Source organism: Pseudomonas grimontii (assembly GCF_007858185.1).
GTDB lineage: Bacteria > Pseudomonadota > Gammaproteobacteria > Pseudomonadales > Pseudomonadaceae > Aquipseudomonas > Aquipseudomonas grimontii.
On sequence record NZ_VFES01000032.1, the window covers coordinates 1 to 13,453 of the forward strand.

General features: G+C 60.1%; 7 protein-coding genes and 2 pseudogenes. 8 read left to right on the top strand and 1 reads right to left on the bottom strand.

The features are described 5' to 3' along the window. Positions 1-582: 582 nt before the first annotated feature. Positions 583-1,635: a 2,5-dihydroxypyridine 5,6-dioxygenase gene (locus FIV39_RS30240; RefSeq protein WP_090404873.1), complete on the bottom strand. Its 1,053-nt coding sequence runs from the start codon at positions 1,633-1,635 to the stop codon at positions 583-585. A 307-nt stretch (positions 1,636-1,942) separates the two neighbouring features. Between FIV39_RS30240 and FIV39_RS30245 the strand changes: the two genes are divergently transcribed. From FIV39_RS30245 to FIV39_RS30280, 8 genes and pseudogenes are all read left to right on the top strand, one after another. Then, positions 1,943-3,076 (top strand): FAD-dependent monooxygenase, encoded by a 1,134-nt coding sequence (locus tag FIV39_RS30245; RefSeq protein ID WP_090404876.1) that lies wholly within the window; start codon positions 1,943-1,945, stop codon positions 3,074-3,076. Continuing rightward, on the top strand, positions 3,073-3,873 hold the full coding sequence (locus FIV39_RS30250; RefSeq protein WP_090404879.1) for an alpha/beta fold hydrolase: 801 nt from the start codon (positions 3,073-3,075) through the stop codon (positions 3,871-3,873). Before FIV39_RS30245 ends, FIV39_RS30250 begins: the two co-directional genes overlap by 4 nt. Before the next feature lie 10 nt (positions 3,874-3,883). Continuing rightward, on the top strand, positions 3,884-4,636 hold the full coding sequence (locus FIV39_RS30255) for a maleate cis-trans isomerase family protein (RefSeq protein ID WP_090404881.1): 753 nt from the start codon (positions 3,884-3,886) through the stop codon (positions 4,634-4,636). A 13-nt stretch (positions 4,637-4,649) separates the two neighbouring features. Beyond that, positions 4,650-5,282, top strand: coding sequence for an N-carbamoylsarcosine amidohydrolase (locus FIV39_RS30260; RefSeq protein WP_090404884.1), 633 nt, complete (start codon positions 4,650-4,652; stop codon positions 5,280-5,282). A gap of 92 nt (positions 5,283-5,374) precedes the next feature. Further along, positions 5,375-6,685, top strand: coding sequence for an MFS transporter (locus FIV39_RS30265; protein WP_090404887.1), 1,311 nt, complete (start codon positions 5,375-5,377; stop codon positions 6,683-6,685). Positions 6,686-6,809: 124 nt separating this feature from the next. After that, positions 6,810-6,882 (top strand): annotated as a pseudogene (locus tag FIV39_RS34080) (hypothetical protein); the annotation flags it as partial. A gap of 258 nt (positions 6,883-7,140) precedes the next feature. Beyond that, positions 7,141-7,449: pseudogene (locus FIV39_RS30275) on the top strand (alpha-E domain-containing protein); the annotation flags it as partial. Between the two features lie 259 nt (positions 7,450-7,708). Further along, a complete protein-coding gene (locus tag FIV39_RS30280; RefSeq protein ID WP_143513880.1) occupies positions 7,709-13,258 on the top strand; it encodes a dermonecrotic toxin domain-containing protein in 5,550 nt (1,849 codons plus the stop codon). The last annotated feature ends 195 nt before the right edge of the window (positions 13,259-13,453 follow it).

Below are 13,453 nucleotides of genomic sequence, written 5' to 3' on the forward strand. Positions count from 1 at the left end.
AACACAGCCCCGGACCTGCCTGGCACACTGCAGCGCTCTTATTGGGGCTGCTGCGCAGCCCAACGCGGGGCAAGCCCGCTCGCCACAGGTTACTGTTTGCCCGTTCTATCTCTTAACTGACTGGCATCAGGGCTTGCCCCCGATGGCCATGGGTATCTACACAACGTCGTAGCCGCCAAAGGTAACCACGATGCGAAGCGAGCCGCCCTTGATCTTGCTGTTGATCTTGATCTCAGGCGCCCCGTTAACCACGCTGGCCGGAATTCGATAGTGATTTGGGGGGTAAACCGGCAGGGATGCCGGTTTAGCCGCCCCGCGCCATGGATGGCGCGTGGCGGCGGCCCCCCAAATCACTGTCGGATTACGGGCACACCGAGCCTGGGCGAGGGGCCGAGTGGTGGGGCAAGAGCCCTTTGCTTACTTTGGGGCTTTTCCAAAGTGAGCCGCCGTAAGGGCGGAACCCATAGCCGCCGTGACCACAGCAACGGATATGTACTCATTCCAACCCCAGCAAATGGTCGGCCCAGAGGCCGCCATCGGGTGCAAGTCGAATCATCGCACCGCCCCTCCCACATTGGACCTTCAGCGTGCCAGGGAGGCTGGCGGTGCAACCACATCACCCGCAATCACCACCGCCTCATCATCCAGATACACATCGCAGTTGCGCAGCGGAATATCCATATGACACGGCGTCTTGCGCGTGCCGCCCACTTCGGTATTCGGCCCGGTGGAGAACAGGAAATTACCGTAGAACGCCCGCGCATCCATGCACATGCCGTCGTTCTTGTCGTGCAGGCCCATGGCCGTCCACTGCGCCCGTGGCTGCAGGCCCCAGCCGATATGGGAAATGCCGTACACCTCGGGATCATTGAAGTACTTCATGTAGTCACGCAGGTACTCGGCCTCGAAGCCGCCGTGGATCCCGGTGATAAAGCCCTTCTCGATCTCCAGGGTGATCTTCTCGCGGGTATAGGTCTTGAACGGCAGCAGGATGTCGCCGATATCCAGCACCAGCACGCCCTCGGCGGTTTCTTCATTGGGCCAGGAGAACAGGAAACCGCTCGGCCAATGGTCCCAGCGCCCCGGCTCATCGGCAAAGCCGTACTCGGTCACCGACGGGTATTGCCCCAAGGCGGCGCGGAAGTCGCTGCCGGCGCGGGACTTCACCTGGATCGAACGCGCCTTCTTCAGTAGCTGTTCGGCGGCCAGCACACGCACTTTGTCTGCCTCGGTGGGCAGCATGCGCGCCAGCACTTCCGGCGGCTCCACCGCCAACAGGATGCGCGTGCCGGTCTTGAGGATCTGCTCCTGCTCCGGCGAGTGCAGCAGCATCATCGTGTCGACGATCAGGTCGGCCGCCTCCAGGGCGCGCTGGGCGGCGATATTGCCGGTGAGCGCGGTGTCGCCGCAGTAGGCGGTCATGTCATTGCCCATCGCCCGTGGATGGTTGAATGACGGCAGCTCCACCGCATACACCTTGGCCCCCAGGCGCTGCGCCGCATCCATCGCGGCGCGCACGGTGCGCGGGTCGGAGTAATGGCTCTTGAGCACGGCAACGCTCTGGGTCGGGTCGACCTTCGACAGTGTCAGCACGTGTTCAAACATCTGGGTCAGTTCGCAATCGCTTACCGGCATTTTCCTGTCTCCTGTGGGGCTGCACCACGTTCAGGCATCGCGCTTCACGCTGGTGCATTTATATAGCGTATACGCCAATTAATATCGATAAGACCTGAATTAAAGACGGACTGCAAGCATCGCACCAAAACGTTACATTTCCACACATACCCAACAGATACTGGGCAAAATACAGTACAGATGACAAAACAAGCCAAAAAATAAATTTATGAGCACAGACTTCCCATTTGAAAATATGAGCGTATACACTTTAAAAACCTTGCGGACAGACGCCGCCGAAAATCAACAGGACAGAGGACAACGCCCCATGGGAAGCACACAAAAAATCGCCATCGTCGGTGCCGGACTGGGCGGCGCGGCGGCGGCCACCCTGTTGCAGCAAGCCGGCTTCGACGTGGACATCTACGAGCAGGCGCCGGAGTTCTCCCGGCTGGGCGCGGGGATCCACATGGGTCCCAACATCATGAAAATATTCCGGCGCATGGGCATCGAAAAGCAGCTGGACCTGATGGGCTCGCACCCCGAGCACTGGTTCAGCCGTTGCGGCGAAAGCGGTGAATACCTCGCGCGCATCCCGCTCACCGGCTACGGCGCGTCCTACATCACCGTGCACCGTGGCGACCTGCATGCCCTGCAGATGTCCACCCTCAAGCCCGGCACCCTGCACTTCAACAAGCGCCTGGAAACCCTCGAGGAAACCGACACCCAGGTGCGCCTGACCTTCGCCGACGGCGAAGTGACCTACGCCGACATCGTGATCGGCGCCGACGGCATCAATTCGAAGATCCGCGAGGAACTGCTCGGCGTGGAGAAACCGCTGTACAGCGGCTGGGTCGCGCACCGCGCGCTGATCCGTGGCGACCAACTGGCCAAGTACGATTTGAAGTTCGAGGACTGCATCAAGTGGTGGACCGAGGACCGCCACATGATGGTCTACTACACCACCGGCAAGCGCGACGAGTACTACTACGTGACCGGCGTGCCCCATGCCGAATGGGACTTCCAGGGTGCGTTCGTCGACAGTAGCCGTGAAGAGATGTTCGACGCCTTCAAGGGCTACCACCCCACCGTGCAGGCGCTGATCGAATCCACCGAAAGCGTGACCAAGTGGCCGTTGCGCAACCGCAACCCGTTGCCGCTGTGGAGCCGTGGCCGCCTGGTGCTGCTGGGCGATGCCTGCCACCCGATGAAGCCGCACATGGCCCAGGGCGCCGGCATGGCCATCGAAGACGCCGCCATGCTCACCCGCTGTCTGCAGGAAACCGGCATCAGCGACTACCGCACCGCCTTTGAACTCTACGAAGCCAACCGCAAGGAGCGCGCGTCCCGCGTGCAGGCGGTGTCCAACGCCAATACCTGGCTGCGCACCCAGGAAGACCCGGCCTGGGTGTATGGCTATGACCTCTACGCCCAGGCATTGAAATCGGGGGTGGCCGCGTGAGCACTTTTCTCTACGGCGGCAACGTGCAGGCCAATGGCATTCGCCAGCATTACCTGCGCTACGGCGGCAAAGGCCCGGCGCTGATCCTGATCCCGGGCATCACCAGCCCGGCAATCACCTGGGGCTTCGTGGCCGAACGCTTGGGCACGCAGTTCGATACCTACGTGCTGGATGTGCGCGGGCGCGGGCTTTCATCCACGGGTCCGGAGCTGGATTACAGCGCGGACACCTGCGCCGAGGACATTGGCGCGTTCGCCGACGCACTCAACCTGAGCAGCTACCACCTGGTCGGGCATTCCATGGGCGCGCGTTTTGCCGTGCGCAGCGCGGTCAAGCATCCCAACGGCGTCAATCGCGTGGTGTTGATCGACCCACCCGTGTCCGGCCCAGGCCGTCGCGAGTACCCGAGCAAGCTGCCGTGGTACGTCGACTCGATCCGCCAGTCGCTGGTCGGCATGGATGCACAGGCGATGCGCGCCTTCTGCGCCACCTGGACCGAAGAGCAACTGCAACTGCGCGCCGAATGGCTGCACACCTGCTTTGAGCCCGCCATCGTGCGCGCCTTCGATGACTTCCACACGGTGAACTTCCACCACGACCTGCCCCACCTCAAGGCCCCTGCCCTGTTGATGGTGGCCGGACGTGGCGGCGTGATCCTCGACGAGGACATCGCCGAGATCCAGGACCTGCAACCGCGCATCCAGGTCGCACGCGTACCGAATGCCGGGCACATGATTCCATGGGATGACCTTGAAGGCTTCTTCGATGCCCTCGGCGACTTTCTCACCCAACAATAAGGACACTCCCATGCACAAGCCCTACCGCATCGGCCAGATCGTGCCGAGCTCCAACACCACCATGGAGACCGAGATCCCGGCGATGCTCACCGCACGCCAGGCGATCCGTCCCGAGCGCTTTACCTTCCATTCCAGCCGCATGCGCATGAAGCAGGTGCGCCAGGAAGAACTGGCGGCCATGGACGGCGAATCCGACCGTTGCGCCGTCGAGCTGTCCGACGCCAAGGTCGACGTGCTGGGTTATGCGTGCCTGGTGGCGATCATGGCCATGGGCTTGGGTTACCACCGCACGTCCGAACAACGCCTGCGCAAGGCCACCGCCGATAACGACGCCAACGCCCCGGTGATCACCAGCGCCGGTGCGCTGATCGAAGGCCTGAAGGTGATGGGCGCCAAACGCATCGCGATTGTCGCGCCGTACATGAAGCCGCTGACCGAACTGGTGGTGAACTACATCCGCGAAGAAGGCTTCGAGGTGGTGGACTGGCGCGCGCTGGAGATCCCCGACAACCTCGAAGTGGCCCGTCACGACCCGGCCAACCTGCCGGCCATCGTCGCCGGCATGAACCTGCAAGGCGTCGACGTGATCGTGTTATCGGCGTGCGTGCAGATGCAGTCGCTGCCGGTGGTCGCCAAGGTCGAGGCACAAACCGGCAAACCGGTGCTCACCGCCGCCATCGCCACCACCTACGCCATGCTCAAGGCCCTGGACCTGGAACCCATCGTTCCCGGTGCGGGCGCCCTGCTCTCCGGTGCCTACTAAGGGAATTGAACAGATGAGCGAACAATCCGCCGACGCCAACTACCAAGGCGTGTGGGGCAACCGCATCGGCTTCGGCAAGAAACCCGCGCTGCTGATGATCGACTTCATGCAGGGCTACACCACCGAAGGCGCGCCGCTATATGCCCCCGAAGTGGTGATCGCCGTGGCTGAAAGCGTCGAACTGTTGGCCACGGCACGCCAGCACGGGATTGCGGTGGTGCACACCAATATCCGCTACCATCCCGGCCATTTCGCCGATGGCGGTATCTGGGTGAAAAAAGCCCCGGTGATGAAGGACATGGTCGAAGGCAACCCGCTGGCGGCGTTCTGCGCAGAGGTGCTGCCCCGGGCCGATGAAGTGGTGATCAGCAAACAGTACGCCAGCGCGTTTTTCGGCAGCAGCCTGGCCTCGATGCTGCATGCCCAGGGCATCGACACCGTGGTACTCGCTGGCTGCTCCACCAGCGGCTGCATTCGTGCGACGGCGGTGGACGCGGTGCAACACGGGTTTCGTACCATCGTCGTGCGCGAGTGCGTCGGTGATCGACACCCGGCGCCCCATGAAGCCAACCTGTTCGACATCGACAGCAAGTACGGCGACGTGGTGAGCAAACAGGAGGCGATGAGCAAGTTCAGGGAGCAATAAGGTTTAAGAAGAACCGCGCCATAGAGCGTGGCCCGCGCCTACAACAACTGCCGGCTGTATAAAAACCATAAGTCACCGCCAGGAGACACCCAATGCCCATTGCGAATGCAGCGCCCGCGACCACGGTCGCCGACCCGGTCAACACGCTTTACCACAAGATCACCTGGAAGCTGATTCCCTTCCTGTGCTTCTGCTATCTGGCCGCTTACCTCGACCGGATCAACATCGGCTTCGCCAAGCTGCAGATGCTCGACCAGTTGCAGTTCAGCGAAACCGCGTTCGGCCTCGGCGCCGGGCTGTTCTTTGTCGGCTATATCCTCTTTGAAGTCCCCAGCAACCTGGTCCTGGAACGGGTCGGCGCGAAGATCTGGATCGCGCGCATCATGATCACCTGGGGCCTGCTGTCGGCCTGCACCATGCTGGTCACCTCCACGACCCAGTTCTACATCCTGCGCTTTTTGCTCGGCGCCGCCGAAGCCGGATTCCTGCCGGGCGTGCTGTACTACCTGACCACCTGGTTTCCCACCCATCGGCGCGGGCGCATCATTGCGCTGTTCATGATCGGCCTGCCGCTGTCCAGCGTGATCGGCGGCCCGTTGTCCGGCTGGATCATGGGCCACTTCGACCACATCGGCGGCCTGCGCGGCTGGCAATGGCTGTTCCTGATCGAAGCGGTGCCCAGCGTATTGCTCGGCGTGCTGACTTTCTGGGCGCTGCCCAACACCTACCAGCAAGCCAAATGGTTGTCGGACGAAGAAAAGGCCTTGCTCGAAACCGAACTGCGCAAAGACGACGCCGATGGCGCCGGCAGCAAGCACAGCTTCCGCGACGGCTTCTTCAACCTCAAGGTGTGGATGCTCGGCGGTATCGACTTCTCGATCCTGCTCAGCGCCTACGCCATGGGCTTCTGGATGCCGACGTTCATCCGCAACGCCGGGGTCACCGACACCTTCCATATCGGCATCCTCACCGCCTTGCCGAGCGTCGCCGCCCTGCTGGGCATGCTGTTGATCGGCGCCAGCTCCGACAAACACCGCGAACGCCGCTGGCACATCATCGTGCCGTTTTTCATCGGCGCGGCGGCGATGGCCACCAGCACCTTCTTCACCCATAACGTCGCGGCCACGGTGGCGCTGTTCGCGATTGCCTCGGCGGCGATCATCGGTGCCGTGCCGGTGTTCTTCAGCCTGCCGGCGACCTTTCTCAAAGGCACCGCCGCCGCCACCGGCTTTGCCCTCGCCTGCTCACTGGCGAATATCGCCGGCCTGGTGAGCAACTCGTTGATGGGGGTGGCAATCGACGTCACCGGCAGCAGCGCCGGAGCGTTGTGGTTCTTTGCCGGCTGCCTGATCCTCAGCAGCTTCCTGGTCATCGCCCTGCCGGCGAAACTGGTGAATCGCTGACAACCAGCACCGGATCGCTTCCGTCTTGCGCGGGAGCGGTTAGCCCTTAGCCGGCGATGGCGCACGCCGATAGACAGGTCGGTGGACCACTCCCCCAACCTGCTGCTCCAGCCGCTTGGACAACCCCAATGTGGTGGTGCTGACGCCTGGGCGTTTCAACAGCACGTTATGCGTTCCTGGCCCGGGAAATGGACGTGGCGCGCATCACCGCCGACATGTGCATAGGTATCTACACATCTTGAGCCGAGCCCCCTGCGTAGCAGCTGTCGAGCCTTGGCGAGGCTGCGTTTGCGGCGCGTCTGACACACCGCCGACGCAGCCTCGCCAAGGCTCGACAGCTGCTACGCGTTATCCTACTGAAGTTGTGTAGATACTTATGCCGACATGTGGGAAACCTCAACGCCACCTGGCTGGAAATGCGCAGCATCGCCGCCGCCGGCACGGCACGGCACGGCGAGGCATATACCGAGCTGTACCCGAATGCGCTGAATGCGCGGTCGGTGTCTGAGTTGCTGTTGCTACGCAGTGATGTGCCGCGTTCGTTGCATGCGTGTATCGAAGAGTTGAGCCATATCCTTGCGGACTTGCCGGGCAGTTATGGGCGCACGGCGTAGCGGTTGGCGGCGGAGTTTGAAGCGCGGCTAAGGTATACGGGGATTGATGAGATTCTGGAGGATGGGTTGCATAGTCGGTTGACGGAGTTTATTGAGACGGTGAGGGAGTTGGCGGGGGCGATTCATAGTTCTTATTTGGAGGCGGTGTGACACGCTAAGTTATTTATATATTTACAGGTTCACTCAAGAAAGCGGTATGCCGGATCTAAAAAACTGGATAGAGCCTGCGCACGCCGGCTTTCTCTTACCAAGAACGACCAGCAGATTCTCGGCTACAGCGTGGCCGGCCCGCACTGACTGCTTCTGCACATAAGAAAGCCCTGAGCACTCACGCAGGAACGCTCTCGCCCCGGACGCCACTCAGCGCTACCCACCTGAAGTCAGTATTGGTAAAAGCGAGAAGTCCGGCATGAGAAGCGTCAACACACACAACACAAATATTGCACCACACCCTACCGCAACACACCTGAACGTACCGGCCACTGAACCGATGGTTTCAAACGTGCTGAAAGCACTGGCGGTCAAAATGCACGCCGATCTTGGCGGCGCCAGCGCTCATTTCAGCCCGCCTGAGGCATCCACCGAACAACCTGTCCTGAGTGTCCTGGAACAACCCTCGCCGGCGAACCAGCCCAACCTTGCCGATCAAATCCTCTACCTGATGCATGCATCGAGCAGCCCCCTGGAAGACGCAGGGCTGGCCCAAGCAGTCGCTCATTTACTGGATCAGCCCAGCTATCAAGATGTACGCAAAACCTATGCCCAACTGATCAGCGACAGCCTGCAAGGCGCGGCGACAGTGGCGCATGGCGCCGCACACGCATTGTCGCGCAACCGGCGTGATCTTGCCCCAGACCCAGCGCAACCCACGGCCACCGAGGCGAATTCCTCGTCCCGTACATTAGTGACCCAAGGCGACAGTGAACTGGCCTTGCTGTCGGCCAATGCACTGCTCGAACGCTATATCGCCATCGAGGAAAAACGCGCGCTCCCCGCGCAAGAAACCGTGTCCAATATCCCGCCCTTCTCAACCTTCGGCCTGGCATGGTCGAAGCTGTCCGCATTGCTCACCGGCGAACCCTTCAAAACCTTTGCAGCCAGCAAAGGGATCGACGTCACAACCGTGCGGATTTCCTTGCCATCGGGCACATTGAACTGCCTCAGCAATGGTGAGCCCGCGGTCTTTACGCTGACCGACAGGTCCGGCTGGGGCGCAATTGCTCCGCGAGTGCTGACGGCGGCAAAACAACTGACGCCACTCAAAGTCGCGACGATTGACTTTCCTGGCGCTAACAGTGCCCCTCTCGAACTCATCAGCCGTTTCTACCACGCAGACTTCGGCGAGAGCTCAAAGTCTCCACGCTTCTTTATCAACTTTCTGAATAAATATCGGACGTTTCACTCGCTCCTTCCGGGCCGCGCCCCAGACAGTTTCAACTACAAAAAACAGACCGAGGCAATCCGCGCTGTCGGCGCAATGACCCCAGAGGAAATAACGGCCCTCACCGCGTCGCGCCCTTCGGATTATTCGGAGCAACTCAAACGCGGCGACAGTGCCTTGGCAAGGCTTTGCAGCCAGGCTCTGATCAACAACGTCGACAGGCTCAACCGCGACCAGGGTGAAATTTATGCTTCGATGGTTCACGACATCCCTGAGGACTCCACATTCTCAAAGGCCCAACAGCATTTTAAACACACGCTGAACACGGAGCCTTTTTCGCGATTTGCAGCGGACCAGTCCATCAACCTGGGGAGCATCTCAATTGATCCCATCAGTGGCGATCTGCATTGCATGGCCAAGGGGGATGACAAGGTTTTTAAATTAAACGACGCCTCAGGCTGGAAGCTGGCTTCAACCCAGGTCCTCAAAGCTGTCAGAGCGTTGGCCGCCGGATTGGATAGGCGCTGGAGCTACCCGGAACCCAACAGGGCATATCTGTTTGATGTGCTGGCCTTCTACGGTGAAAGCCCGGTTGTGGGCTCAACATTGGCCACGTTCAATCAATGTGCCCGAATCAATCGCAACAATACGTTCACCGCGTTTGTAGACGGCGCAGCCGACCCTCGCGGCGACTATCGTCAGGCTCGTGAACGGCAACAATCCGTCCTGAAGTCGCTGACTCCTGAGCCTCAACCACCTGCCGCAAAAAACATCGACGAGCGACGGTTGGTCGAGGCCTACGCCACAGAGCTTCTCAAGACTGCAGATGGCGGCGATACGGCCTGGGTACGTGCGCCAGAGGGCTCAACGCTGGGCAAATGGCTGGAAATGTATCGCAGCCTCCTCGACCACCCGCTGGTAGCGGACTGGATGCGCGAACAAAAAATCGACCCGGCGCTCATCGAACTCACGCCGTCTACGGGGGAGTTGTTGATCCGCGACAAGGGCTCAGTAAGGGGCTTTTCATTGAACGATGGTTCCGACTGGAAAGACATTGCCCCTGTCCTCTTGAGCGTTGCCAACGTTATTGCCCCCGTCCCCGGTCAAAGCCTGCGCATCGCCCCTGGCAATGGTTTCATTGCCACGCCGTTTGAGGTGGTCGCCAACTTTTATGGCGAGCAGACGCCTTCCACGGCGGCCGACATTCGTATCAGGGTCGATCAGTTGCGGCACAAAGGCACCTTTGATCCGCCTGCGCCAAACGATACGCTGCGGCCCGCCACGGCAAGAACGGCGGATGCGCTGGATAATCTGCACCGCCAGGCACACGTTTACAGCGGCGCCATCAACCGCTCGAGACGGGACAAGGCCGACTACAAAAACCTGATGACAACAGTCGCACAAGACTTGCCGAACCTGCGCGCGCAAGCAAAAAAATGGGCCGAGGCCCTGGTTCTCAAACTCACCGGTAAAACCGTCGATGCCGATACGATCTACCTCAATCGATTCCAAGGTTCCCAGAGCGCGAACACCATCACCGGCTGGGAGCATATGAACGAAGAGCCGACCTCTTCGCTGCGCCTGCCTGACGCGCTGTTACACAACTTTTCCGAGAACGACGGGGTCCCCGGCAACCTTGATTCCGAAGCCGGCTTGTATACAGACGGCCCGGGTAAAAGCAAAAACGGCGGGTATGGCACTCATAACGAATTTAAGCTGTCACCTTCACAACTGATGCATGAAAGCTGGAAAACCGACTTTCAAGAACAGATCACCCAAAAACTCGACAATTTCTGGACCGAGCACGCTGATGACTATCGGGCGGCGGTCAAAGGCCAGTTTATTTTCAAGGCGCGAGAACAGTTGAAGGCCGCTGAACACGCCACACCGGCCGACCGGGCAGCGCTACCGGCGGAACAACGCTTTACTCGCCAGGACTATGAACTGGTCATGAAAGCCGCTGCCAATGTCCCATTGGATGCACAGCAACAACTATCCCTTGAACAGATAAGGGCCCTCAGCCCGGCAAAACATGTCGTACGCGCACATACCTTCGACATCAACGGCCTCAAGGCCAACGACATCCTGCGCTTCACCGAGCTGGACGATGGCCAATACCGCTACCTCAAAGGGCGCCGGGACGGCCGCCAGATACTCTATATCCCTGGAAATAACCCGGATTTTTTACGCTTTGACTCGTTAGAGAGCATGGATAACTGGATCGTCGATCAAGCCAAAAACCCTGACAGACGCAAGGCTCTGGCGTCTCATTTCGCCCAGTCCGATCGTCAGGACAGAGCGTCCGGCCCCGTGTCGAAAACGATGCTGGAGCTGTTTGTTCCGTTGTATGGGCTGCTTGCGCCTGAAGATCGTTCGAAAGAAGGCATCGACACCTTGCTCGAGAAGCTCGCGACGGGCGCCGCAGACAACCTGGAAGGTATTCATATCGATCAGGGCAACTTCGTGATTCACGAGGACGTTTTCAGCACAGTGACGAAAGCCACCAGCCAGCGCATGCGTGCTGACGCGGACACCACCATCAAATCCAACAGTGAAGTCACCCGCGATACCTGGCTCAACGATCTGTCTGTTGCCGCCGGGTTACTGGCCAAACTGGCTCCGATTGCCGCTCCCGTAGCCGCAGCCGCCGTTATTACCAGCCTCGCGGAGGCGGCATTGGGGGCGGAAAAGTCCGATACGGGCGACACCGAAGCCGAACGAAGCGACGGCTCAAGCAAAATGCTGGATGGTGTGGTCAACGCGCTGTTCTCTTACAACGCTGCTGACGTTCCCGAAGACCCGTTTGCGCAGCCAACCGTCAGGCCCCTCGCGCGCCACGCTGTCCGCGAAACAGCCGGCGTGCTGGCGAACAGGGCGATCATCACCGAGGCTCACCTGCCCCTGCAACGCGAGCGCTTTTCCGACGGCACCACGGCTCTCGTGCTTGAACAACCAATGCCGCCCGATGCGTACACCGTGGCCCGCTCCGACGGGTTCGATCTGGTCGCTGGTGAAAAAGTCTATCGCTACGAATCCAGCGAACCGGGCCGGTTGACCGATCTGGCCAGCACGGAGCGTCCTGGCAGCCTGGACCGTTTCGAAGAGTTCTGCCCGGCCCCCACGTCCGTCTCCGCAAGAGCGCGACGAGACACAAGTAGCCTGTGTTTCGTCAAATCCCTGGCTGACGTAACCGGGGATCAAGCCAAAGAACTACAGTCTCTGGAACATGTACGCCTGTACCCAGCAGCGCGAAAATCATTGTTCGACAGTAAGCGATTCGTGGTTGCAGAAAGACGCTTGAACCAAGTGGTCGAGACGGAGACGGGCAGTAAACTGGTGCCTGTTCCAGGCAAATCCTTCATCGAATACAAGTCAATCGTCACCGGCACTATCACCAAGGATGCCCGATTCGGCATGGTCGGAAGAACCGAAAGTGAATTCCTGCGTGACCAGACCTATGTCGTAAAACTGGGGAATATCAGCCGCATCTGTAAAGACTCCCGCGAACTCAGAGGCGTCGTCGTCACCAGTTCGGTAGCGGGTGATACGGCTCAATACCTGGTGATTGAGGCAGACACTGCGCAATTCTATAAGGCAAAAATCACTCCAGGGCAGACCGGCGAAGTGCGCTTCATCAAGTGTGACCTGAACGACTTCGATCTTGATCTGGTCAAGCAATACCGAGCCGAACGCTCTGCGCGCCAAAGCACCGCCGCCATGCCGATCGACGCCGATTTTGTCGCATTGCCACCACTCGATAAAGCCCTCACTGACTTGAAAAAGTCAGGCTACACAGCCCCGCAGATCAATGAACTGAAAACCAAGCTGGCAAAAATGAGCAGCAGCCAAAAACGTGAGGCCGTGTACGAACTACAGGCCAGGGGGGCCATTGAGAAACAGGACATCGCACTGAAAACCGCCAAGGTTCGACCGCTGACCAAACCCCACAACTTCAATAAACTGTCGGTTTCGCAAAAAAACGAATTTTTTGCGACCCGTGCAAAGGAGTCGGTAACCCGAGCACTCAAGGCCACGGGGCTTGGCCCAAGCAACCTGGTGCGCTCCGCCGATGACCTGGCACGAGCACAGGCTGCGAGTGAGACCCTGGGATGGCTGCGACTTACCCTCCCTCCCAGAGTGCCCGAGCGTGCGACGATGGTACTCAAGGCCGGCGTTGGAAACTGCAGCGAGATGAGCCTGTTGGCCAAAGACATGATCAACAGCAGCGGCGGCAGAGCCTATGAATGGGCGGCCGGGACTGAACATGCATTTACGGTGGTGGGTGGCCCCGCAGAGCTCCCCGGCGCGACTGTCGACTTTTCCGGCCCCGAATGGCGTGACGCATGGATTGTCGATCCCTGGGCCGATATCGCATGCCCTGCCAGCCAGTACACCAGCAAACTGGACGAAGTCATGCGCCAATGGGAGGCCCAAGGAATGCAGATCGTGGGCAGCGGTGGCCCCACCGCACGGGAAAGCCCAACGAACCAAGCATGGCTGGATACCCTGATCAAAAAACCGAAAACCCCTTTCCCGCACGGCTACGAATCACCCACACCGGCCCTACGGGTTCGCTAGCCCGTTGCGCGCGTCACGCCACCGACCGTTTAGTTTCCGCGGGAGCCGGCGAAGCCCTGGAGGGTTCTATTGATTAAGGGGCTCAGCACTTGCCCGTCGACGCAACCAGAGGTCGGTGACGACCTCAGGTTGCCTGGCGTGCCGGGTGCGATAAACCCGGCACGCGGTTAGAATCGGCGCTCTGTCACAGGCCCT